The following is a 23,716-nucleotide window of genomic DNA, read 5'->3' on the forward strand; positions in this document are numbered from 1 at the left end:
TAGTTTGAATGTTTAAGAAATTTACTAAGCAGAAAAAAAAGGCAAAGAAAACCCGTGTTAGCTAGTTGTCACTCTCTAATCCTGCAAATTGGCGTACTATACTGTCTTAAACGACTTATAAGCGCGTTTCAGCTTATATAGGTAAAAACCTAGAAATGTTGTGAAGACATAAGGTGCACATAGTGCAAAAAATTAAAAATAAGACGCCAACTACGTTGTTTTCTTGCTGTTTAATCTGCACAGATGAAGATAACTCAATACCTTCAGTTTCATGATACGGGGACTGGCGAAACTTGTCAAGGAAGTTTTTCGTTTCTAACGGTTGTTGCCAAAAACTATACAAGAAGTCTATTGAAATTACGTATATCAATCGTTGTAAAATCACACAATTGCTCTGTAGAGCTATGCCCTGTAATAATTACTATACCATTTTGCTCAGAGCGTATTGAGATTAGGTTCAGCACTAATTCACACGTTGCACTATCAAGATTACAAAATGGTTCATCTATCAGCCAAACGTTTGCATTAGAAATCAAGAGGCGAGCAAGCGCAACTCTCCTTTTCCAGCCTGCAGAAAGTTCGCCATATCTAATATTAAGTACAGGTTGCAACTGCAAGCAACAAATAGCTGCCACAATCAATTCTCTAGTATTTCGTATTCCTGCCCAGAATTCTACGTTTTGAGCAACAGTTAAGCTATCTTTACAGGCATTCTTATGGCCTATATAGACCATAGAAGGTATATAGGATTTTGGATCATCATATATATCTTTTCCGCAGTGCCTTATATTGCCTGATACCGGTGGTAAAAGTCCAGATAAACTTCTAATTAAGCTGGTTTTACCACTACCATTTGGACCAGTGATTAGAATCTTTGATTTTAGCTCAGCTTTAAAACTGAGATTCTTAAATAGTACCTTATTATTACGAGCGCAGGATAAATTTTCACATTCAAGCATGGATTATCTGCCCTTCCCCTTATGTTTACCTTGAGTTGAAGCCTGAGCTTTTACAAACAGCTCCCAAAATCCTTTCTGTCCGCCTTCTCTATGTATCAATTGTGCAAAACGCTGCATTAAACCATTACCCATCATAACCATCTTTGTCCATTTACCTACCGGTTTTGCTATGTCAACTATTTCTGGATCTTCTTTATAAACTTGCACATCTTTTTGTTTCTCGCGTAGCGTTTCTTGTTGTTTCATCAACTCTTTTTGCTTATTTTTTTGATATAATTCATTGAATTTTCTGTCTTCTTCCCACTCTTCTTTAAAAACTTTTCTAGGAAATATGATTTTTCTAATGCGATTTTTGTATATTTTTCTCAAAAAGAGAAATACTGCAGCTACAGCAAGTAATGTTACGCTATATAATATGATCTGTGTAAGTGGCATTTCCTGTATCTAATTCATTAAAAATACCCTTACTATTATACCATAATTATAGAAATTGTGCAATTTTTTTGCGGGTAAAGACAATATAAAAGCAGTACTGCTCTATTTCGAAAATTGCGCAAATATCTGACGAACGGGCTTGTATGTAATAAGGTTTATTTCTATACTTCTTAAAGAATTTAGAAGTAAAACAAATATGAACTGCTATAAAACTCATACGTGCAATGAACTGAGGAAGAACGACGTAGAAAAGGAAGTTACCCTTTCTGGATGGTTATATCGTAAGCGCGACCATGGTAACCTAATTTTTGTTGATTTAAGAGACTTCTACGGAATCACTCAGCTAGTATTTAATAATGACAAAGACTTTTTTGATGAGATATCAAATTTAAAATTGGAGAGTGTAATTACTGTTACAGGAATAGTTGAAGCTAGAACTGAAGATACGGTAAACAGCTCTATTTCTACCGGAGAAATCGAGGTGATAGTCAACAATTTGCGCGTTGAGTCGGAAGTTGAGTTCCACTTTGATGAAGAAATAGCAAAAGAAGAAAGAAGTATATTGGCAAGCATTACCGGCGAGCAAGAATACCCAGAAAACATGAGATTTAAATATCGATTTCTTGACTTAAGACGTGAAAAAGTCCGCAACAATATTATTTTGCGCTCACAAATTATTGCAGAGCTCCGCAAGCTCATGATAGAGCGAGGATTTTTAGAGATTCAAACTCCAATACTCACTGCTTCCTCTCCTGAAGGAGCACGCGACTACCTAGTGCCAAGCAGGCTAAATCCTGGCAAGTTCTATGCATTGCCACAAGCTCCGCAGATTTTCAAACAGTTGCTCATGGTTTCAGGGTTTGATAAATATTTCCAAATTGCACCGTGTTTTCGTGATGAAGACGCAAGGGCTGACCGTTCTCCGGGAGAGTTTTATCAGCTAGATCTTGAAATGTCTTTTGTAACTCAAGAAGACATCTTTCAGATTATTGAGTCTACCTTATATAGAGTGTTTGCTAAATTTTCTCGTAAGTCTGTTGATAAAGATTTTCCACGTATTACATATAAAGAAGCAATGCTTAAATATGGTTCTGATAAGCCAGATCTGCGCAATCCACTATTAATCAGCGATGTTACAGAAATTTTTCGTGATTCAGGGTTCAATATTTTCAAAAGCAATATTGAGCGTGGTATGGTAGTGAGAGCCATCCCTGCACCTAAAACAGCAGAGGAACCACGCAGCTTCTTTGATAAAAAGATAGAACATGCGCAAAAAGAATTCGGTGCTAAGGGTCTCGGATATATAACGTTTGATAAAGATGGAACTGCGAAAGGCCCAATTGCTAAATTTCTTGATGAAAATAGGCTAAACCACATAAGAGAAGCAACAAACATAGAGCCAGGAGATAGTGTATTTTTTGCTTCTGACAAAGAGAATGAGGCGGCAAACATTGCAGGAAAAGTACGCACTCTTTTAGGGTCAGAACTCAGTCTTATAGATGATAATATCTTCAAGTTTTGTTGGATCATTGATTTTCCATATTTTGTATATGACGATAAAAGTAAAAAAATCGATTTCTTTCATAACCCATTCTCCATGCCACACGGTGGTCTGAAAGATTTAGAGGACAAAAATCCACTGGATATCCTTGCTTACCAATATGATCTTGTTTGCAATGGAATAGAACTGTCAAGTGGGGCGATTCGTAATAACAAACTGGATATCATGTATAAAGCTTTTGCCATTGCAGGTTATAGCCGGGGAGAAGTTGATACAAGATTCGGTGCACTTGTACGTGCATTCAGATTTGGTGTTCCTCCTCATGGTGGAATAGCACCAGGAGTTGATAGAATAGTTATGCTGCTTGCTGATGAGCCAAATATTCGTGAAGTAATCTGTTTTCCTATGAACCAGCAAGGTGAAGATGTTCTAATGGGTGCTCCTTCCAAGGTGGAGGATAAGCATTTACGTGAATTATCCTTGAAGGTTATTGAATGAAAAATTTTATAGCAAGGAGCACCGGTTAATGATATATTAGGTTATGTTAAATTGAAAGACCATGAATAATATCCAAAAAGCAATACTATCAGGCATAATCTGCAACATGATTATATGGTATGAGTTAACTCTATTTGGAGTGTTAACTCACATAATAAGTGACGTTTTTTTTTCATCAGAAAGTGATTACATAAAAAAAATCAAATTTCTTGGCAGTTTTGCAATTGGATTTGGATTTAGACCACTTGGTGCATTTATTTTTGGTTACATTGGAGATAAATACGGCAGAAGGAAAATTTTGCTGACTTCCGTAATATTAGCCTCAATATCATCTACTGCAATTGCGGTTATACCAAGCTTTAAAGAAATAGGAATATTTTCTCCTATATTGCTTCTGCTTTGTAGAATAACACAAGGAATGGCAGCAGGCGGAGAAACGAGTATCAACTCGGCTTTTTTAATAGAGCATTCGATCGATAAAAAAGATCTAGGTTTTTTAGGCAGCATGAAAGCTTTTAGTGGTGCTCTTGGTTCTATTACATGCTTTATAATGATAGCTATTTGCAAAAAGTTTACAGGTGAAAACTTTGAAATTTGGGGTTGGAGGTTGCTCTTCTATTTCTGCTCCGTTATGGGCATAATAGGCTTTTTAACAAGATATATAATGGAAGAGAGCTTAGCATATAAAACACACGATAAAAATAAAAGCTTATCTCATTCTCCATTTTTAGAATTAATCAGGGACTATAAAAAAGCATTTATGATAGCAATTGGACTTGGTATTGCCCATAATGCAATTGTTTACTCAGCAATCATGTTTTACAACATATCTGTAAAAGAGCTCATTCTATCAGGTATTGATATTAAAAATGTAGTAAGGATTATAAGTGAAATTATATTTGGAGTGTCTGCAGTGCTGTTTGCAACGCTGTCTGATAAAGTTGGAAGGAAAAGCGTGATGGTTCCTTTATTAATAGTGCTGGCTTGCATTAGCTTACCGGCATTTTCGCTACTGTCCTATGATAACCACTATGTTATAACGCCCGTTTATTTGCTAATGACCATACCGATAAGTGCATCTTTTGGAATATACAATTCTCTTGCCTGCGAGTTATTTCCAACGAAAGTTAGATGCACTGGCTTCAGTTTAGCACATAACATATCTGCAGGAATATTTGGTGGCCTTTCTCCATCCATATGCATGTGGCTCATAGAAAAAACCGAAACAAAACTTGCAGCAGGTGTTTATCTTACCACCTGCGCATTAATTAGCCTAATATCTGTGCTTCAAATCAAAGCCAAAGACAGAAAAGTTGATTGGTGAAATCGTTTCAGTCGAAAAATAGCGCTTCAATAGACTTTTCAATGTGCTTAGGGATAGGAGCGGTAATAGTGATTTCTTTATTGTTTGGCAATTTTAAAAATAAAGAATGCGAATGAAGGTGAATTTTACTTGCCACTCCGTCAATAAAAGCTTTTTTACCGCCGTATTTACCGTCACCAAGAATAGGGCAATTTATATGAGCTAAATGTGCACGTAACTGATGGGTTCTGCCGGTAATTGGTTGTAATTTTAAATAAGCAACATTGTGTTTGGATTTTGCTATAATTGAAAAATGCGTAGTGGCATTTTGAGGTGAATTTTCATCAACGATCACTTTTTCTTGACCTGAAACATATTTTTTCGCCAATGGATAGTCTATTGTTCCACTATCCTTGCTCGGTATGCCAGAAGTCAATGCTAAATAAGTTTTTTTTACTCTTCGTCCTTTAAATTCCTCCATAAGGTATCTTGCAACATTAGCATTGCGTGCGAATATTATCACTCCACTCGTATCTCTATCTAGCCTATGGACAATTTTAAATGTTTCTCCCTCTCTTATTTGGTCAAGCAAATCACTAATACTAATCTTTACTTTTACGCCACCTTGAACGATGACCCCTGCGGGTTTGTTTATAGCTAATATATATTCGTCTTCATATAATATGTTCTCTCTTAGTAGATTCACTAACTTTTCGTTATATTTGCGATCAGAATTAGCGTTCTCAATGTAATTCAAGTGCTTCAGCGTTATAGTTTGCCCAGAATTTACTCTATCACTGGACTTTGCTTTGCAATCATCAACTTTGATTAATCCTTTCCTTAAAGATTTTTCAATTACAGATTGCTTTAGATCAGGAAAGATTCTTCTGATGTACCTATCCAGCCTAACGTTATCGTCTTCTATTAATATGGTTTTTATACTTTGTAGCATTCCATTATTTATAATGAATATCTAGTGAAATGTCAATTATTGGTGTCATTCCAGTGTCAAGCACTGGAATGACACCGAAGGGGCTACTGCCGTCATAAAGGAACCAGTGTCAGCTACTCGGATGACAGGAGAAGGAGACTACTGAGATGACAGCTAGCCTGACAACCGTCATCCCGCTGCTTGTTAGCGGGATCTAGAGATACCGCTAACAAGCAGCGGGATGACGGTTCGCGGCGGCATGACGTAGAGCTTGCGTTAGCTATACTTTTATACTCACCAACTCAGCTGGATCCAAGTAGTCAGAGCACTGGGATGACAAAAAAAGGAGGGCACTTGGATGACGGGAGAAGGAGCTATTTGGATGACATCGTTTACTATACAATGTTTGTACAGTTCTGGATAAAAAAATTAGCTAACAAATTTATAAACATCAGTATACAGCTCATCAACGCTTGGTTCTTTACTATTTTTGGCAAAATCTTCCGACTTTTTTACTAAATCACGTATTTCCTTATCAATTACTTTGCACTCTTCTTCTGAAGCCATTTTATTATCTGTCATGTATTTCTTTAAAGTGCTTATAGGGTCATGATTTTGCTTCATATCTTCAACTTCTTCTTTTAAGCGATAAGTAGCAGGATCTGACATTGAGTGACCGCGATATCGATATGTCTTCATTTCAAGCAGGATAGGCCCTTTTCCGCTGCGTGTGTGTTCCTCTGCTTCGCTTGTAGCCTCATAAACAGAGAAAAAATCCATTCCATCAACTTGTTTTCCAGGAATACCAAAACTTTCTCCTCTTTTATATAACTCTGTTACTAAAGTTGACCTTTGCACGGAGGTTCCCATTGCGTATTCATTATTTTCTATGATGTAAACCACAGGCAACTCCCACAAAGATGCCATATTAAACGATTCATATACTTGTCCTTGATTTGCAGCACCGTCGCCAAAATATGTAAATACCACATTATCTTTTTTCTTATATTTATTAGCAAATGCTATTCCTGTGCCAATTGGAACTTGTGCTCCCACTATTCCATGCCCGCCGAAGAATTTTTTTTCAACGTCAAATACGTGCATCGAACCACCTTTACCTTTCGAGCATCCTGTTTCTTTGCCGGTAAGCTCTGCCATTACAACATTTGGATCAGAATCACATGCGAGCATTAAGCCATGGTCTCTATAACTTGTGATAAAAGCGTCACCTAATTTTGATGCAGCTTGAGTTCCAACTGCAACTGCTTCTTGTCCTATTGATAGGTGACAGAACCCGCCTATTAATCCCATCCCATATAATTGTCCTGCTTTTTCCTCAAATCTGCGTATGAGTAGCATTTTCCTGTAGAATCCAATTATCTGTTCTTTAGTGAAATTTTCTGCTTTCATATCGATTTCTTTTTCATTAAACTAACACAATACCAGGAATTTTAAATTTTTGCTAATGAACTATTACCACTGGCTTGAGGCTTTTCACGTTATCTCTGTTATCATGTGGATGGCAGGTATGCTTTATTTACCCAGGCTTTATGTCTACCATGCAACTGTAAAACCGGGATCGGAAAATGATAGCTTGCTTCAAACAATGGAAAAGAGGCTACTTAGATATATCATAAACCCTGCAATGCTTTTCTCACTTGGTCTTGGAATTACACTAATGGTTATTAGGGAAGCATATCGTGAAGGATGGTTTCATGTAAAAGCATTTGCAATACTTTTGATGTTAATTATTCATATGCTACTTGCAAAATATAGGAAAAATTTTGCAATGGGTTCGAATAAGAAGTCACATATTTATTTTCGCGTTTTAAATGAAGCAGTTACAGTATTGATAATAGTTATAGTTATTATGGTTGTTGTAAAACCTTTTTGACTGACCTTACCCAAAAAAAGCAGAAAGCTCGTATCTGTTCAGATGCATGGCTAATGTACAATACTGAAATAAAAATTCCAGTGCTCCCTTTCTTGTCATCCCAGTGCTTGACACTGGGATGGCTTTGTTGCATCACACTTTATGAGATGGTGATTTATGGTAAATTCATGTAACTATCTCAAATTTAGCCATACCAATATCAGTGAATTTATTAAGCAAATAGCATTTGATTAGCAGTTCTTTTTCTCGATTTATCTCAGATTTATTCCTAAAACTAAATCCGAATATTTGCTTTAATCTTGAGAAAAACCCTTCAATATAAGATCTTTTCCCATAATTTACTTCTTTTTTCCATTCTTTCATGCCATCTTCACCGTATAATTTTATTAACCTAATAGCAGTATTCCTGTTAGACATATAATCTATTTCTGGATGTTCTGCCGCATTGTTTATTGGTGGAATTTTTGTCTTTATATCATATTCGTTACACAACTTATAAAACTTGTGCCTATCACATGCTCTATCTGCATATAGTGCTTTTATGGCATGCTGAAAATCAACTTCTTTTAGCAAATCACAAGCTCCATAGTGATCAGAGTAGACACCGTTACTGTATTTTACAGCTATGGCTTTTTTGTTGTTTATATTCAACATTACGTGCAATTTTCTCGTTTGCTCATAGCCACGATATTTTCTGTCAGTGCTATTTTCCTTACTGTGTGTTGTTGTATATACTAATTCCTGTACTGTCTATAGCAATTTCGATATCTTCCATATTATTTTCTGCAATCATTTATCTTAATATTAAGTTTCTTAAACCTTCTTGATGCTTGTGAATAGCTGATAACTGCCAAATCTCTTCCTATTTGTTGCAAATACCCTTTTATAAACCCGACTGTTTGTCTTAAACCAATTCTAAAGAAACTGACGATTATATGCACCAAAATCACAACTTTATCACTATAAATATAGTTGCCGCCCTGCATTTTTGGACAATTCTCGTACCAATTTTCTATGGCGTCATTGATATAACAAAAAATGCTTCCTCTTTCTTGGAGAAATTTGTTATATTCATGGCAGTTACTGACTCTCATTTTTTGTGGCATATTTTTTCTTCAACAGTTAAATGGCTATTTATAATGAATTTTGTCAGTAACTGCCAGTTCTTTTCACTTGAGCGATGCAATAAAGCCCACTGGGATCCAGCTTTCTTTACAAATTCACCAAAAGTGCTTCATTCTATAACGCAAAACCCATACTCACCAAACTCAATGCATTACTTGCAATTAAGTTTCCTGGATGCCAGTGTCAAGCTACTCGGATGACACCATTCTTTTTCCTGGATCCCAGTGGGCTTTGTTGCATCGCTAGCTATGATGGATTAAAGATAAAAAAGATAGGGAATATCAGTAGCTTATTATTCTGGTATTTATAACAAGAACGGTCAATGAATACCTAAATTTGAGTAAAAGAAATTTCACTACCATTTACCAATCCGGCTAAAATTCAAGAATTTCAATGCTTTAGCTATTTTCAATAGAATTAAATTTATTAATATAAATAACAAATTACTATTCTTAAATTTGATCAGATTGATTGCAAAAAAACAAGATTTTCAATAGGTTGCTTATAATCCTAACTATAGTTAGCCTTTCATAAGTAGCGATGCAACAAAGCCATCCCAGTGTCAAGCACTGGGATGACAAGAAGAGGGCACTGCCCTCTTGGATGGAAGCCAGTGTTAGCTACTTTCATGACACCCTGACAACCGTCATCCCGCTACTTGTTAGCGGGATCTAGAGATACCGTGATGGTATGACGTAGGGGTTGCCGAGAACTTGTCATCCCAGTGCTTGACACTGGGATCCAGTTTTTCGTATAATTTTGTCAAAATCTATTGTGCTAGCAAGTTCACTAGCGTCACGCGCTGGTCTGTTAGACATTTACGTGTAGGGTGAAGAAATTTTGAAAAAGACATACCAAATATGAAAGGCCTATATATTAAAACTTACGGCTGTCAGATGAACGTTTATGACTCCGTTTTAATGGAAAATGTAATTAAACCTTTGGGGTTCAACGTTGTTAGTGATGCAGGGAAAGCCGATTTAGTGATACTGAATACTTGTCACATTAGAGAGAAGGCAGCAGAAAAACTTTACTCAGAGCTTGGGAAGATTCATTCGTTACGAAAAGAAATGACTATAGTGGTGGCTGGGTGTGTAGCGCAAGCAGAGGGAGAAGAAGTGTTCAGAAGGGCTCCTTTTGTTGATATTGTTGTTGGTCCGCAGAGTATCGCTACCTTACCGGAGCTGATAGTCAAAGCAAGCAGAAGTAAAGGTCATGTAATAAACACTGATTTTCCTGAAGTTGCAAAGTTTGATAAATTGCCAGATGAATGCTATGGCAATAGCCAGGGGTCTTCTGCGTTTCTTGCCATACAAGAGGTTGTGATAAATTTTGTACGTTTTGTGTAGTGCCCTATACTCGTGGAGCTGAGTATTCACGGCCAGTGAATGAAATATTTCGTGAAGCATTGAAATTAGTTGCAAATGGGGCAAATGAGATCAATTTGTTTGGTCAGAACGTCAATGCTTACCATGGGGAGTGCGAAGGGGAAGTGTGGGATTTAGGAAAATTAATTAGTCATATTGCTAAAATTGAAAAGCTAGAGAGGATTCGTTATACAACTTCTCATCCAAGAGATATGCATGAATCTCTCTACTTGGCACATGCGGAAGAGCCAAAGCTCATGCCGTTTGTTCACCTGCCTGTGCAGTCTGGTTCGAATAAAATATTGCACGCGATGAACAGGAAACACACTGCAGAGGAGTATTTGGAAATAATAGACAGATTTCGCAAATTGAAACCTGAAATCGAATTTTCTTCTGATTTTATTGTTGGTTTTCCTGGAGAAACCGAAAAAGATTTTGAAGAAACTATGAAATTAGTAGAAAAAGTTAGATATGCTCAGGCTTATAGTTTTAAATACAGCCCAAGACCAGGCACACCGGGAGCGGAAAGAAAAGATCAAGTACCAGAAGAGGTTAAAATAGAGCGCCTTCTTCGTTTACAGAAATTAATTAGTAAGCAACAACTTGAGTTTAACCAGAGTATGGTAGGTAAAACTATACCTGTTCTATTTAGCGATAAAAAAGGTAAACACCAAAACCAAATTATTGGTAAAAGCCCATATATGCAATCAGTGTGCATTGATGATTCTGAAGATAAATACAGGGACAAAATAGTAAATGTGAAAGTGTTGGAAGCTCGGCAGAGTAGTTTGCTGGGGTGTGCATTTCACTGATTTTAAGCAGCGTTAAATATAAATCTTAAGCAAAGAGTATTGAAAAAATGCAATCATAATCTTTTTCAAAAGTTACAAAGTTTAATTGCTACCTCTGCTGAACGGGTACCTTAAACCTACAAATTTGAGCTTACCTATATCAATTTTTTGTACAAGATGAGTTAGTAACAACTTTATGTATAAAATTGAAGAAGAATAAAAATACAATAACGAGCATTAAATTAAATATTCCCACCTTTAAAAAACCCTCTTTATATATTTCTAAAGATTCTAAATAATTTATTTTACCATTTACTGAAGGAACTGACATAAATTTTGATATTGCAACTCCGGCTAGGTTAGAAAACGCTAATGACAGCATTACTATACCCATCACTACTCCTCTAAGGTTTTTGGGGGCTAGTGTAGTTGCTTGTTCTTGGACTAATGGAGCAATACATAATTCTCCCAGTCCCATAAAGGAGATAGCAATTATTAAATATAAGTATTCTACTTTACCTTCAATGTTAGAGTTTAAACATCCTATGTACAGTGTGAAAAAACACATAGCCATTGTCAGAAGGCCAAGGGTAAACATGGAAGTTGCATATTTTTGCTTAAACTTCATGTATGTTCCAAAAAGAAAGCCAAATATTATAATTGACAAAGGATTTATGGCTTGAGAAACTGAAGCTGGGATTGTTATACCTAATACATTGTTAATAACGTTTCTTTCGGTGAATAAGTTAACCAAAGAGCCAAGCTGCATTTCTAAAGCAAAAAAACACAAGAAAAATACCACAAGAATAGATAATGCCACTAATTTTCGTCTTTGTTCTGCTGATAATTTAGATATTATATAAATAAATATGCCCAGAGCTGTTATTCCAATAAATATGAGCATATTAGTAAAAAATTCACTATGTATAAGCATTTTAGCAATTATTGATGATGACAGAAAGCTTCCTATCAATACTATACCAAAAATTTTAATCCCTAATATGCGCTTATTCATAAGCTCTGGATAAGGAGAAAGGCCGCTATCTCCTAAAAGATTCTGAAATTTGAGAAAAAAGATTAGCCCTATAGACATCCCAATACCAGCTAAACCAAAGCCGTAGTGCCAGCCAAACAAGTGGGCTACATAACCACATGAAATAGAAGCCAATATTGCTCCAATATTCACACCTACGTAAAATAAAGTAAAGCCTCTGCTACGTTCAGGATCGTCTTTGCCATAGCATGAACTAAGTAAGTTAGTTACGTTCCCTTTAAACATACCAGTACCTATGGCTATTAGAGATAAACCTAAATATAATAAACCTGGTTCAAACTTAACCAATGACATGCAAGCATGACCTGCTATCATCACTATCCCTCCAAGCAACACCATGTTGCGGAATCCCATCAACTTATCAGCTAAAAAACCTCCAAGTATTGGTATAGCATAACCTGTTGCAGCAAATAATGAGTAAATAGTAAAGGCCCTCTCATCAGTGAAACCTAAGTGAGAAGTCAAAAATAGGACCAAAAGTGCCCTCATTCCATAGTAAGAGAAACGTTCCCACATTTCAACAAAGCACAACATTTTTAAAAATTGTGGAAACTTATCTGTCTTCTGATCCATAAAATACCCCTAAAGCTTGGGTTAATGTTAAGTAAAACAATAAAAACTGCAAGTAAAACTTAAAAAAAGGTATTGGAAGCTTGGCAGAATAGTTTGTTGGGGTGTGAGCTACGGAAATATTTTTGAATTTGTAATTTTTCAGAAAGCCCTATATTCTTTAGTTTTACATAGCGAACATGAAGTCAAAGCATTATCCTGATACAGTAAGTAGTCCTGATTTTTCATCGTTAGAAAAGGAAATCATAAAATTTTGGCAGGAAAACAAAGTTTTTGAGCGGTCAGTTGAAGAACGTTCCAAGGATAATTGTTTTGTCTTTTACGATGGGCCTCCGTTTGCAAATGGACTTCCGCATTATGGACATTTACTCACTGGTTTCATCAAAGACGCATTTGCAAGATATCAAACTATGCTTCAAAAAAGGGTTGAACGTAGATTTGGCTGGGATTGCCATGGATTGCCGGCTGAGATGGGTGCAGAAAAAGAACTTGGAATATCTGGTAGAACTGAGATAGAGAAGTTTGGTATAGATAAATTTAACGATCATTGCCGTACTTCTGTGATGAAATTTTCATCAGAGTGGGAGAAGTATGTAAATAGGCAAGCAAGGTGGGTAGACTTTCACAATGACTATAAGACTATGGATAAATCATTCATGGAGTCGGTCATGTGGGCATTCAAGCAGCTTTATGATAAGGGTCTGGTGTATGAATCAGTGCGCGTTGTACCATATAGCTGGGCATGCGAAACTCCATTATCTAATTTCGAAACAAGGCTTGATAACGCGTATAGAGAAAAAGTTAGCAAAGCTGTAACTGTTGCATTTGAGCTTTTAGAAAACCCACAGCAATTTAAAAGTGTTAAACGAAAGTGTAAATTACTTGCTTGGACTACAACTCCTTGGACGTTGCCGAGCAACTTGGCTTTAGCAATAGGAAAAGATATTAAGTATTGTGCAGTGTCAGTCCACCCTTTGATGTCATTCCAGCGCGTGACGCTGGAATCTATTTCTGGATCCCAGTGTCTGGGCACTGGGATGACAGGGAGTAGTGAAGGAAGTTCAATGAATGGTGAAATATACATTTTTGCTGAAAGCTACTTAGAGAAATTTATCAGCCACTCTGAACAAAACAATATTCCATATGAAAACTGCAATATAAAACTTAAAGCGAATGATCTTGCAGGTCTTTCTTACAAACCACTGTTTGACTATTTTAAAGACACAAAAAATGCATTTCGCGTTTTTATTGCTGATTATGTGACGGAAGAAGACGGTACTGGCGTTGTGCATACTGCTCCTGGATTTGGTGAGGAAGATTTTTACCTTTGCCAAAGCCATGATATTCCAGTTATTTGTCCAATTGATAACAGTGGAAAATTTACTGCTGAAATTTCAGATTTGGCAGGGGTTCATGTTTTTGATACCAATGATACAGTAATAAAAAAATTAAAAGAGCAAGGGAATTGGTTTAAAACTGAACAATATATTCACAATTATCCACACTGCTGGAGAACTGACACTCCTTTGATCTATCGCACTATGCCTTCTTGGTATGTTGCTGTTACAAAATTCAAAAGCAGAATGGTAGAGCTAAATAAGAGAGTTAATTGGATACCAAACCACATTAGAGATGGTCAATTTGGAAAATGGCTTGAAGGGGCACACGACTGGTCAATTTCACGCAATCGATTCTGGGGTACACCAATCCCTGTATGGAAATCAGACGATGCGAGATATCCAAGAGTAGATGTATATGGTTCAATAGAAGAACTGGAGAGAGATTTTAATGTTAAAATAGACGACTTGCACAGACCATTTATCGATACTTTAACAAGACCAAATCCTGATGACCCAATAGGAAAATCAGTTATGCGCCGTGTACCTGACGTGTTTGACTGCTGGTTTGAATCTGGCTCGATGCCATTTGCGCAAATCCACTATCCGTTTGAAAATAAGGAGTGGTTTGAATCTGCGGATTTTATTACCGAGTACATAGCACAAACCAGGGGGTGGTTTTATACGCTCTTTGTATTGTCTACTGCTTTGTTTGATAGGGAACCATTTAAGAACTGCATATGCCACGGTGTTGTTTTGGATGTAAAAGGGCAAAAATTGTCCAAACGTTTGAATAACTATGCAGATCCAATGGAGGTTTTTGATAGATACGGTTCTGATGCGCTGCGTTTTCTTATGCTTTCTGGATCTATTGTTTGTGGTGGTAATTTGCTACTTGATAAAGAAGGAAACTCAATACGAGATGTTCTGAAAAACGTAATAAAACCTATTTGGAACAGTTATCACTTTTTTACTATGTATGCAAATGCAGATGGAATTAAAGCTGAAGTTTGTAAGGATTATCAAAGTACTATTGATCGCTACATGATTTCCAAATGTTTTGAAGCTGTAGAAAGTATCCAAGCTTCTATGAACAGCTATAACTCCCAAGAGGCTTGCAAAATTTTAATGAACTTTTTTGAAGTGCTAAATAATTGGTATATTCGTCGCAGTCGCGAGCGTTTTTGGAAAAGTGATTTGGATCAGGATAAAACTGGTGCTTATAATGTTCTATATACGGTTTTTTATTACATACTAAGAGCTGCAGCTCCTTTGTTGCCACTTATAACAGAGAATATATGGCAAGGGCTTAAGTATGAAGAAACATCTGTTCATTTGGCTAATTTTCCACAATTAGAGAAGTTTGATAGTCAGCTCATTGCCAAGATGGATCTAGTGAGAGAGGTGTGCAACTCTGCACTTTCGATCAGAAACACTTTTAATATACGTATCAGACAGCCGCTTGGCAGTATGATCATTTATCATCAGTCTTCCTGTAGTTTTCTTGAAGGTGAACCGCTTTCTGTCATCCCAGAGTTCTCTCCTGTTATCCAAGTAGCTGACACTGGGATCCAGTGTGCTGCAAATTCAAATGAGTACCAGGAGATGATAAAAGATGAGGTGAATGTAAAAAGCTTGGAATTAGTAAACAGACTTGAAGGTATTGCATCACTAGAGTTAAAGCTAAATTTCCCACTGCTTGGGAAAAGAATTCCAGACAAAATCAAGAAGCTAGTTCAATATGTCAAGGAGGGAAAATGGAAGCAAGTTGAGAATGAGCAGATATTTCTAGGAGACGAATCAGAGAACTATATTATAGAAAAAGGCGAATATGAACTATTGTTAAAAGCAAACAGTGAATATTCCTCTGTATTTGATAACAATAAAGGGATTGTCATTCTAAATACTGAACTAAATGATGAATTAATTCTAGAAGGGCTTGCAAGAGATGTCGTGAGGCTCATTCAGGAAACCAGGAAACAAGCTGATTTTCATATGTCCGATAGAATCAGAGTAATAATCAAAACAGAAGATGAGAAAATTAAGGAAGCAATAAATACGTGGATTGAATATATAAAAGAGCAGACCCTTACCTTATCTTTGGACATTAATACAGAAATTGGAACTAACTTTTATTTTAAGGAGTACCAAAATTTGATAGTTGGTATTAGGTTAAATTATTAGTAGTTGAAAGTTGTCATTGTTTATGCTATACTTAGGTTACTTGAGGTAAGGTTATGGTATGCATGCTGTTGTAGATTGTAAGAAAGTTGTTGACTTAAATAACAATAGTGATGATTTAGGTAAAGTAGAATCTATTTCCAATGTTACTTTGGAAGAGGAAGAGTCTTTTGATGCTATGGAAGCTGTTTCTAATGTAGAAGAAGGGAATGATTTAGGTCTTGCTACTTCAGAAGAGGAAGAAGAATTTTTTGATGCTGTGGAAGAACAAGAGCCGTTAGCTAATTTTAACGTTCCACTCAGTATATTTCATTATAAAGATTATAACTCTGATTTTTTTACTTCTTGGTATAATATATCAAGTAGAATATTTAAAGAGGTAAATCGAGCTTGCCCGGAGAAGAAAGTATTAAATTTAGCTCTATCAGTTTTAATGTTTCCTTATATAGTTTTCACTGCGTTAGGATTAGCCGTATATAATAAATTAAAAACAAATGATAAGACACAAATCAGTTCAGAGGAGAATAAAACAAAAAAAAGTGAAGTAAGTGAAAGTACAGCAAAAAGACTGGTATATGGTGTTCTTGCTGCAATAGTGATTCTTGTTAATATAGCTATGCTTGCAGCATTACTTATTCCTGCAACAATTGCTTTGGCTACTTTTTATCTTTTAAATAGAGATTTATCTCACTCTTTAGTTACTGCTCTTAAAATAAGTATGGGGCGGTATTCTAATAAGCATCAAAATATTGAGGTGTCTTTTCATGAAAAGGAAGTTACTGGACCAAATATTGCGTGGGATATGGAAATAGAATTTCCACCGCAATTTAAACGATTGCTTAGAGATTTGTATGAAAATGAAAATAACAAGTGGTTTGATGTGACGCGGGATTCAGAGCATAGCATCGTACTGAAATTGTCAACTAACATCAATTTAAAAAATGGTCTTAAGCCCTTACGCAATGAAATCAAGGATGTGCTTGCAACTTCTATTCAAGAATTTGCGAAGACTATGGAAGAACTGATAAAGCTAGAAAAGAAAGAGATTACATATGATAAATTGAAGGAATTGTTGGACGAATTCAGGTTAAAAGTGGTAAGTAGCATAGATTTTAAGTTGACAACTCACTTAATATACAACGCCTATCAAGTTGCCTTTATACAAGCAGTTAGGTTTCAGCTGGATAGACGGAAAGAAGGTTTTTCACTGGAAGATGAGATAAAAAATTCTTTAGTGAGACAGGAATTAGAGAGTCAAGGTAAGGAATTACCAGGTGAGAAAGAAGTGATAATAAGAGATCTGAAAAAAGCAGGAGCAAAAGTACCGGATGTTTTAGATGATAGTGAGCTTCCTATATTTAAAGCAGAATGGAAGCGGCTTAAAGAAGAAGGGAAGATAGCTAAGAGAACAATTATTGATGTTTATAAATATATACATAGTAGAGAAACAGAGACAGCTCTAGGTAATGCTAAAGAAGAGATTAATCTTTTAAAAAAAGAAGGACAAAAAAGATATATTAGGATACATGAAAAATTGAAAGAAATATATGGAGATGTAAAAAAGAATAATTTAGCAGGTGATGTTTTAAGAAGAAGGTTAGAAGGTCTTTTTAAGTTCGAGTATGATGATCAAGAAGTTGAGCAAAGGCTAGTAAAATCAGTAATGAAAAAAGCCAAGGGTGAGTTAGGCCTATTAGGTATGCTCAGCTTAATAGACCAGTTTCGGGATTTAGAAAAGGAGATAAAAGGTTCTTTGAGTGAGAATTTAAAAGAAGCTTCAGATAAAGTAAATGCTTTTGTAGCAAAGATATATTTAGAAATAACGAAATGCAAAAAACAAAATGTACTCAAAGGCCAAGCAAAGGGTATAGAGGATTCATGTAAGCTGTTAGAGGAAAAGGAGCCGGATTTAGTACAGAGGATTAATGCGCACCGAGCGGAAATTGCAGAATGCTTAGAGCAACCTATATCGTTAAGGAAAGTAATAGAAGAAAATGAGGATTTAAACAAATATTTAGAAGGTGAGCGAAATAGGAAAGGAGAACAGCATCCAAGTACAAAATTAATAGAGAAGCATTTGAAAAATAACCAAGAAATTCTCAAAGCATTAAAACAGTTAGAATTAGAAGAAAAAGGATTGTTGATAAATGAAGAAACAAAAAATGATTATATAGAAGAACTAGAATCTCGCGAAAAAATAAAGTTTGCAATAATAGAGGATGATTTACTGAAGGAGTTCGAGCGTGAAACTTTTAACGAAGAAGCAGTTAAGAAGTTGTTAGAGGAAGCGGAACTTGAATACTATTTGGCAGAAAAATGCATAAAAAGTCCTGTGATAAAAACAAAAAATAATATCAAGCACTTTTATCAAGGTTTATTGTCTCCTTTGATAGATAATTTGACAAAAGATATAATAAATAATATACCAGGAAATAGTGAAGGTTGTATACAGAAAGTTAAGAACTGGAGTAAAGTTATGTTTGGTGCAATAAAGATTGGAGCATCAAATGCTTATAAAGAGACTACAGAGAGAAAAGCGTTAAATGTGGCACATAATACTTATAAAGAAGGAGAGACATTTCTTCAATGTTTTCAGTCAAATTATGAAGGTATTGGAGCCTTTTTAGGTAATTTATTTTCTGATGATGGGGTAACATTTAAAAATGATGTGTGGCCTAAAATAGAAGAGCATTTGCATGGAATGTGGGATAGATTTTTCAAGGATATTGAATTCAATATTGGAAATAAATTGGATGAAGTAAGTGTGACACAGCAACGGCAGGAAACTATGATTGTGACTCAACGATAAGTTCTCAAAGTTCCTCCGGTATTTTCACATACTAAATTAACTATAGCACTTGATTCTTTTTGGATCTCTTTTTCAGTTAAAGTGTGAGTTGGAGAGCAGAAAGTAACTGACAATGCTATAGACATCTTATTCGATTCTATATTATTTCCATGGTATACGTCAAATACTAAAACTTCTGTGATGAGCTCTGAGCTTTTTTTTACCACATTGATTATGTTACCTACTTTCACATCCTTATTTACAATAAATGCAAAATCACGTTTTACACTTTGGTATTTATAATCGATAAATTTCTTTCTACTTACAGGTAAATTTTCAATATTTTCTAATATCACCTCAAAACCTACAACTTTTTGCTTGATATCAAAAAGATCTAATATATTAGGATGCAACTCTCCAAAATAACCTGCTACTTTATTCTTAAAAGAGAGAGTGCCTGACTTTCCTGGGTGATAATGTTCTTTTTCTGCTCTCTCTATCGTTAAATTATCACAATTGACGTTAAAAAACTCCAAAGCTGCTATGCAATCAGCCTTTGCGTCAAAAACATCTACTTTTCTATCAGTATTATAATGGTTTCGTGGTAAATTATTTCCTGTTCTTATCCCACTTAAAACATGTTTAGACCGAGCTTCACCATCGTAAATCGGCCCAATTTCGAAGATTGCAAGATCAGATATTCCATGGGCAATATTATCAGCAGTAACTTGCAATAAATTTGGCATAATACTTGGTCTCATTATATTAAAGCTATTGTTAAACGGATTATCGATGATAAATAACTTATTCGAGTAACCAAATTTTTCAGCTGTTGATTCACTCATAAACGACCAGGTTAGCACTTCATGAAACCCTCTGTTTGTCATCAAAATACGCAAATTGTCGTATGTACTATCTACTTCTTCAACATTATTTGGTAGTGGTTCTTCTTTTATTTTGTCATAGCCGTATATCCTTGTTACTTCTTCGATTAGGTCAGCCGGTATTGTCACGTCCGGTCTCCAGCTTGGTACTTGTACATTCCAATTGCCTTCGGTTTTTTTATCAATACTAAACCCTAGTTTCGTTAAGATATCAAGCACCTCATCAGGCGATACAGACACACTTCCAAACTTGTTCACATCCTGATAATCAAAGCTCACCTTGGTGTCAGCACTATCTAAACTGCCAGCAGACACTACGCTTGAGGTTTCTCCACCACATAAGTCCAGAATCATTTTAGCTGCAAGGTTGAGTCCATCAAAAGTAAATCCAGGATCAACTGAACGTGCAAATCTGTAACTAGCGTCTGTGGAGATGCCGAGCTGCCTTGAAGATTTAGTAATAGAGATGGGATCGAACCAAGCAGACTCTAAAAAGATATCAGTAGTTTCAAGAGTACATTCACTGCACTTACCACCTATAATTCCAGCAATTCCATGAATATTTTTATCACCTGCAATAACGCTTATGTCTTTGTTTAATAAGTATTCTTTACCGTTCAAACCAGCAAATTTTTCTCCGTCGTTTGCTTTGCGTACTGTGAGCTCTCCTTCTATTTTTTTTGCATCATACGCGTGCATTGGGCGGCTGAAAGATATCATAATATAGTTCGTGATATCAACTATTGCAGAAATGGAGCGCATTCCTATCGATTCCAGCCTATCTTTTAACCATTTTGGGCTTTCTTGATTTTTTACATTGGCGATGTATATTCCACTAATAAAACTTTCCCCGTCAGTAACTTCAACATCGATTGGTGAATTTATGGAGCTGGTAAGTTGTGGAATGCTTAAAGTCTTTAATGTCCCAATTCCAGTTGCAGCAAGGTCGCGAGCTATTCCATAAATGCCTAAGCAATCTCCACGGTTTGGAGTAACATTTATATCAATTACAGGGTCACAATTGAAAAATTTATCCCCTACTTTATAATCATCGGAAAGCTCGATTATTCCTTCACTTTCCTCTTGAACCAGCGCAAGTTCAGAAGCAGAGCAGAGCATCCCTTCACTTAGCATTCCTCGTATTTTTGTGGACTTAATTGTGAGATCACTTTCTGGCAACGTGCTACCAAGAGATGCAAGTACAGTTTTCATACCTTCTCTAACATTGTTTGCTCCACAGACTATTTGTAGAATTTTACTTCCATCATTTACTTTACATAATTTTAATTTATCAGCATTTGGATGAGGTACGACTTCTAATACCTCTGCAACAATAAACCCAGTCAATCTGGAATTATCGATCACATCTTCTACTTCTAACCCTATGTGAGTTAATTTATCGGTAATTTCTTCTAAACTAGCATTGGTTTCTAAGTGTTCTAATAACCAAGATAATGTGAATTTCATGGACCTAAAAAGAAGTGAAAAAGTTATTGTAATGTAAAATGTGGTGATTTTAAAGCTTATTGTAGTGGAATGAAAAGTGACTTCTGTATCACAAGCAATGATGCAGAAGTTTTTGTAACTTTATATCTTCTTATAAAGAGAATTTATCTTCTTTATATCACCTTTTAAATCTATCTCCGTAAAGGATTTAAGATTCATATTGTGGGTATCTGCATGGAAGCTATGAATGTAGCCATCTATAGTTAAGTCTCCTATCATATTATGGCTTTCATCTAGTATTTCGCTTCCTATTTGATAATGGCCAGTATATTCGTTAAAGGAACCATCTGTCAATTTGATGTATCCGTTACCAAATTCCTGCTCTAAATTTAAAGGATGATTAGCGTTAATAAAATCTATTTCGTTCATTATATACCTCACTAAAAATTAAATTATAATTAAAATAAGATGTTAAGTTAAATAATTTAATAAGATTAGTAAATTTTAAAATACAGAGCTGACTGTAATTAACACTCTAATTACATATTTTGTTAATGTATCAATGTTATAATAACACAGAGCCTTATCTTAACCCTTGACTTTGTCCTATAAAATTCATACTTTATTTACTGTTATAGTTCAAGTACATAGGGTCAAAATGGCGTTAAATCCGCTAGAGCAATTTAAAGTATATACAATAATAGAGTTACCTAGGTTATTTGGGTATGACGTAAGCTTTACCAATTCATCTTTTTTCACGATGATTTCGGTGATATTGATGATACTCTTTTTGCTTTTTGGAATAAAGAAGGGGTCAGTAATACCAGGATATTTGCAAGCTGCAGTTGAGTATGTATATGATTTTGTTATTTCAATAATAGAAAATAACACTGGAAGCAAAGGCTTGCAGCACATTCCATTGATATTCACAGTATTTATTTTCATTTTATCGTGTAATTTAGTTGGTGTTCTTCCTTATAGTTTCACGGTCACAAGTCATGTGATAGTCACCTTCGCTTTATCGATGGTGGTTTTTATTTATATAACGATTGTTGGATTTAAAGAAAGGGGAGTAGAATTTTTACGCATATTGCTACCAAAAGGAACTCCTTCGTGGCTTGCACCTATAATAATTATTATTAAGTTGTTTGCTTATTTAGTAAGGCCGGTTAGCCTATCAATAAGGCTTGCAGCAAATATGATTGCTGGTCATACAATCATCAAAGTGATAGCAGGGTTTATTGTAAATATGAACATATTTTTCACTCCTGCGCCGTTTTTGTTCATAATTGCATTGATAGGATTTGAAGTATTTGTTGCAATTTTACAAGCTTATATATTTACTATATTAACATGTGTATATTTGTCAGATGCAGTAAAGTAATTGACTTCCTTGTAGAATATTTTACAATTATATTATAAAGAAATAATTAAAGGTAATATATGGATTTAGTAGCTTTAAAATTTATAGCAATTGGTTTAGCTGTGTTTGGAATGCTCGGTGCTGGTTTAGGTATAGCTAATATCTTCTCTGCTATGTTAAATGGGATTGCGAGAAACCCTGAATCAGAAGGTAAAATGAAAAGTTATGTTTATATTGGTGCTGCCATGGTTGAAATCATGGGATTGCTTGCGTTTGTACTTGCAATGTTATTAATATTTGCTGCTTAACAGATGCCACAGCTTGATGTTTCAACCTTCTTTTCTCAAGTTTTTTGGTTTTTAATTTTTTTCTCTTCACTTTTTTTCGTAGTAAGTTGTTTATTTTTGCCAAAGTTAGATGAAATAATAAGCACTAGAAGTAAAGAAGTATTGGATTCTTTTAATAGTTCTGTTCATCTTTTAAGACTCACGGAAGATCAGGTTGCCAAGTATAATGCCGCTTTAAACCAAGCTAGAATACAGGCAAAAAAAATCATAGATGATGCACTTGCTCAGGTAGAAGAAATGAGAGCTAATGTTAAGAATATATTAGAAGAGGAAGATAAAAAAAAGAGCAAGCTTATTGAAAAAAAAGTGGCAGAATTTAAATCTGAATATACTGATCAGTTAAAACAAATGGCTACTAGTATTGCTTTAATTTATTATACTAAATTGACTAATTCTGAAATTGAAGAGGAATTTATTGCTGACTTGGTGTCCAAAGAATTTTAGGGGTTTTTATGTCTACATCACTGATTATCGGTCTTGCCTTCTTGGTAAGTTTTGTCCTTTCGTATAAATTGCTAAAGAAAGTGATAAAAAATGCGCTTAACAATAAGCGTAACAAAAGCAAATTTTCAAGTGAAGAAACTGAAAAATTCAGGAAAGATATGTTGGAGTATTACAAAAAATCTTCTAAAAAATACAAAGAATTAGATGCAGAAGTTAATAAAATGATGAATGAAGCACTTGATAAAGCTAATAGTATCATTAAGCACAATAGACAGCAGCTAGATCAGACATTAGATGACAATGCCCATTCTAACTTGAAGAAAGTCACTGACCAAGTTGAAAAAGCTCTTGGAGATTTACAGGCTAACACAGCGAATATAGCTGCTGATGCTGTAAAAAAAATAATGCATGAACGTAAAGATGATAAGCGTAGTAGCGAGGTCATATCTTCATTTTCACGTGACTTAAATAAAAAATTGCATTAGGTTCAATGCAACA

The 23,716-nt window shown here is 35.3% G+C and carries 19 protein-coding genes and 1 pseudogene; 11 read left to right on the forward strand and 9 right to left on the reverse strand.

Annotated features, from left to right (window positions below):
- Positions 1 to 335: 335 nt before the first annotated feature.
- Positions 336 to 959 carry a heme ABC exporter ATP-binding protein CcmA gene (gene ccmA, locus AAGD79_RS03470; RefSeq protein WP_155968378.1) on the reverse strand — a complete coding sequence of 208 codons (624 nt, stop codon included), beginning with the start codon at positions 957 to 959 and terminating at the stop codon, positions 336 to 338.
- A 3-nt stretch (positions 960 to 962) separates the two neighbouring features.
- Positions 963 to 1,394 (reverse strand): hypothetical protein, encoded by a 432-nt coding sequence (locus AAGD79_RS03475; protein WP_174515653.1) that lies wholly within the window; start codon positions 1,392 to 1,394, stop codon positions 963 to 965.
- A gap of 196 nt (positions 1,395 to 1,590) precedes the next feature.
- Between AAGD79_RS03475 and aspS the strand changes: the two genes are divergently transcribed.
- Positions 1,591 to 3,393 carry an aspartate--tRNA ligase gene (gene aspS, locus AAGD79_RS03480; protein ID WP_007548818.1) on the forward strand — a complete coding sequence of 601 codons (1,803 nt, stop codon included), beginning with the start codon at positions 1,591 to 1,593 and terminating at the stop codon, positions 3,391 to 3,393.
- A gap of 61 nt (positions 3,394 to 3,454) precedes the next feature.
- Positions 3,455 to 4,717 (forward strand): MFS transporter, encoded by a 1,263-nt coding sequence (locus tag AAGD79_RS03485; RefSeq protein ID WP_341811621.1) that lies wholly within the window; start codon positions 3,455 to 3,457, stop codon positions 4,715 to 4,717.
- Between the two features lie 7 nt (positions 4,718 to 4,724).
- On the opposite strand, the gene AAGD79_RS03490 is transcribed toward AAGD79_RS03485, so the two are convergent.
- Entirely contained in the window at positions 4,725 to 5,648 is a 924-nt protein-coding gene (locus tag AAGD79_RS03490) for an RluA family pseudouridine synthase (RefSeq protein ID WP_265042769.1), read from the reverse strand.
- Between the two features lie 408 nt (positions 5,649 to 6,056).
- On the reverse strand, positions 6,057 to 7,037 hold the full coding sequence (gene pdhA / locus AAGD79_RS03495) for a pyruvate dehydrogenase (acetyl-transferring) E1 component subunit alpha (RefSeq protein WP_341811622.1): 981 nt from the start codon (positions 7,035 to 7,037) through the stop codon (positions 6,057 to 6,059).
- A gap of 55 nt (positions 7,038 to 7,092) precedes the next feature.
- Here pdhA and hemJ point away from each other — a divergent pair, with 55 nt between their 5' ends.
- The gene (gene hemJ, locus AAGD79_RS03500) at positions 7,093 to 7,521 is read left to right on the forward strand and encodes a protoporphyrinogen oxidase HemJ (protein WP_010082641.1); all 429 of its coding nucleotides are present in this window, start codon (positions 7,093 to 7,095) and stop codon (positions 7,519 to 7,521) included.
- On the forward strand, positions 7,518 to 7,694 hold the full coding sequence (locus tag AAGD79_RS03505) for a hypothetical protein (RefSeq protein ID WP_341811107.1): 177 nt from the start codon (positions 7,518 to 7,520) through the stop codon (positions 7,692 to 7,694). The genes hemJ and AAGD79_RS03505 overlap by 4 nt, the downstream gene beginning before the upstream one ends.
- On the opposite strand, the gene AAGD79_RS03510 is transcribed toward AAGD79_RS03505, so the two are convergent.
- Together AAGD79_RS03510 and AAGD79_RS03515 are read right to left on the reverse strand one after the other, a co-directional pair.
- Positions 7,687 to 8,175: a transposase gene (locus tag AAGD79_RS03510; protein WP_341811108.1), complete on the reverse strand. Its 489-nt coding sequence runs from the start codon at positions 8,173 to 8,175 to the stop codon at positions 7,687 to 7,689. The genes AAGD79_RS03505 and AAGD79_RS03510 overlap by 8 nt on opposite strands.
- A gap of 122 nt (positions 8,176 to 8,297) precedes the next feature.
- Positions 8,298 to 8,627, reverse strand: coding sequence for a transposase (locus AAGD79_RS03515; protein ID WP_141456678.1), 330 nt, complete (start codon positions 8,625 to 8,627; stop codon positions 8,298 to 8,300).
- 879 nt (positions 8,628 to 9,506) lie between these two features.
- Here AAGD79_RS03515 and miaB point away from each other — a divergent pair.
- Positions 9,507 to 10,825: pseudogene (miaB, locus tag AAGD79_RS03520) on the forward strand (tRNA (N6-isopentenyl adenosine(37)-C2)-methylthiotransferase MiaB).
- Positions 10,826 to 10,964: 139 nt separating this feature from the next.
- Here the strand turns inward: miaB and AAGD79_RS03525 are convergent.
- Positions 10,965 to 12,431, reverse strand: coding sequence for a peptide MFS transporter (locus AAGD79_RS03525; protein ID WP_007548626.1), 1,467 nt, complete (start codon positions 12,429 to 12,431; stop codon positions 10,965 to 10,967).
- Between the two features lie 176 nt (positions 12,432 to 12,607).
- Between AAGD79_RS03525 and AAGD79_RS03530 the strand changes: the two genes are divergently transcribed.
- Both AAGD79_RS03530 and AAGD79_RS03535 read left to right on the forward strand, forming a co-directional pair.
- Positions 12,608 to 15,949: a class I tRNA ligase family protein gene (locus AAGD79_RS03530; RefSeq protein ID WP_341811109.1), complete on the forward strand. Its 3,342-nt coding sequence runs from the start codon at positions 12,608 to 12,610 to the stop codon at positions 15,947 to 15,949.
- A gap of 58 nt (positions 15,950 to 16,007) precedes the next feature.
- Positions 16,008 to 18,755: a hypothetical protein gene (locus tag AAGD79_RS03535; protein WP_341811110.1), complete on the forward strand. Its 2,748-nt coding sequence runs from the start codon at positions 16,008 to 16,010 to the stop codon at positions 18,753 to 18,755.
- Here the strand turns inward: AAGD79_RS03535 and pheT are convergent.
- Together pheT and AAGD79_RS03545 are read right to left on the reverse strand one after the other, a co-directional pair.
- Positions 18,746 to 21,085, reverse strand: a complete 2,340-nt coding sequence (gene pheT / locus AAGD79_RS03540) for a phenylalanine--tRNA ligase subunit beta (RefSeq protein WP_253303032.1) — start codon at positions 21,083 to 21,085, stop codon at positions 18,746 to 18,748. The two genes, AAGD79_RS03535 and pheT, sit on opposite strands and share 10 nt — an antisense overlap.
- Positions 21,086 to 21,205: 120 nt before the next feature.
- Positions 21,206 to 21,493 carry a hypothetical protein gene (locus tag AAGD79_RS03545; RefSeq protein ID WP_077188073.1) on the reverse strand — a complete coding sequence of 96 codons (288 nt, stop codon included), beginning with the start codon at positions 21,491 to 21,493 and terminating at the stop codon, positions 21,206 to 21,208.
- 229 nt (positions 21,494 to 21,722) lie between these two features.
- Between AAGD79_RS03545 and AAGD79_RS03550 the strand changes: the two genes are divergently transcribed.
- Genes AAGD79_RS03550 through AAGD79_RS03565 form a run of 4 tightly spaced genes read left to right on the forward strand, consistent with a single transcriptional unit; the run spans position 21,723 to position 23,703 of the window.
- Entirely contained in the window at positions 21,723 to 22,448 is a 726-nt protein-coding gene (locus AAGD79_RS03550) for a F0F1 ATP synthase subunit A (RefSeq protein WP_022626288.1), read from the forward strand.
- A 59-nt stretch (positions 22,449 to 22,507) separates the two neighbouring features.
- Positions 22,508 to 22,735: a F0F1 ATP synthase subunit C gene (locus AAGD79_RS03555; protein WP_006014985.1), complete on the forward strand. Its 228-nt coding sequence runs from the start codon at positions 22,508 to 22,510 to the stop codon at positions 22,733 to 22,735.
- A gap of 3 nt (positions 22,736 to 22,738) precedes the next feature.
- Entirely contained in the window at positions 22,739 to 23,218 is a 480-nt protein-coding gene (locus AAGD79_RS03560) for a hypothetical protein (protein ID WP_065094794.1), read from the forward strand.
- 8 nt (positions 23,219 to 23,226) lie between these two features.
- The gene (locus tag AAGD79_RS03565) at positions 23,227 to 23,703 is read left to right on the forward strand and encodes a hypothetical protein (protein ID WP_065094793.1); all 477 of its coding nucleotides are present in this window, start codon (positions 23,227 to 23,229) and stop codon (positions 23,701 to 23,703) included.
- The last annotated feature ends 13 nt before the right edge of the window (positions 23,704 to 23,716 follow it).

This window comes from Wolbachia endosymbiont (group A) of Oxytorus armatus (assembly GCF_964027005.1).
Classification (GTDB): domain Bacteria; phylum Pseudomonadota; class Alphaproteobacteria; order Rickettsiales; family Anaplasmataceae; genus Wolbachia; species Wolbachia pipientis.

Coding starts and splice junctions, on each gene's coding strand:
- ccmA (WP_155968378.1), bottom strand. CDS start 959: ATGCTTGAATGTGAAAATTTATCCTGCGCTCGTAATAATAAGGTACTA.
- AAGD79_RS03475 (WP_174515653.1), bottom strand. CDS start 1,394: ATGCCACTTACACAGATCATATTATATAGCGTAACATTACTTGCTGTA.
- aspS (WP_007548818.1), top strand. CDS start 1,591: ATGAACTGCTATAAAACTCATACGTGCAATGAACTGAGGAAGAACGAC.
- AAGD79_RS03485 (WP_341811621.1), top strand. CDS start 3,455: ATGAATAATATCCAAAAAGCAATACTATCAGGCATAATCTGCAACATG.
- AAGD79_RS03490 (WP_265042769.1), bottom strand. CDS start 5,648: ATGCTACAAAGTATAAAAACCATATTAATAGAAGACGATAACGTTAGG.
- pdhA (WP_341811622.1), bottom strand. CDS start 7,037: ATGAAAGCAGAAAATTTCACTAAAGAACAGATAATTGGATTCTACAGG.
- hemJ (WP_010082641.1), top strand. CDS start 7,093: ATGAACTATTACCACTGGCTTGAGGCTTTTCACGTTATCTCTGTTATC.
- AAGD79_RS03510 (WP_341811108.1), bottom strand. CDS start 8,175: ATGTTGAATATAAACAACAAAAAAGCCATAGCTGTAAAATACAGTAAC.
- AAGD79_RS03515 (WP_141456678.1), bottom strand. CDS start 8,627: ATGCCACAAAAAATGAGAGTCAGTAACTGCCATGAATATAACAAATTT.
- AAGD79_RS03525 (WP_007548626.1), bottom strand. CDS start 12,431: ATGGATCAGAAGACAGATAAGTTTCCACAATTTTTAAAAATGTTGTGC.
- AAGD79_RS03530 (WP_341811109.1), top strand. CDS start 12,608: ATGAAGTCAAAGCATTATCCTGATACAGTAAGTAGTCCTGATTTTTCA.
- AAGD79_RS03535 (WP_341811110.1), top strand. CDS start 16,008: ATGCATGCTGTTGTAGATTGTAAGAAAGTTGTTGACTTAAATAACAAT.
- pheT (WP_253303032.1), bottom strand. CDS start 21,085: ATGAAATTCACATTATCTTGGTTATTAGAACACTTAGAAACCAATGCT.
- AAGD79_RS03545 (WP_077188073.1), bottom strand. CDS start 21,493: ATGAACGAAATAGATTTTATTAACGCTAATCATCCTTTAAATTTAGAG.
- AAGD79_RS03550 (WP_022626288.1), top strand. CDS start 21,723: ATGGCGTTAAATCCGCTAGAGCAATTTAAAGTATATACAATAATAGAG.
- AAGD79_RS03555 (WP_006014985.1), top strand. CDS start 22,508: ATGGATTTAGTAGCTTTAAAATTTATAGCAATTGGTTTAGCTGTGTTT.
- AAGD79_RS03560 (WP_065094794.1), top strand. CDS start 22,739: ATGCCACAGCTTGATGTTTCAACCTTCTTTTCTCAAGTTTTTTGGTTT.
- AAGD79_RS03565 (WP_065094793.1), top strand. CDS start 23,227: ATGTCTACATCACTGATTATCGGTCTTGCCTTCTTGGTAAGTTTTGTC.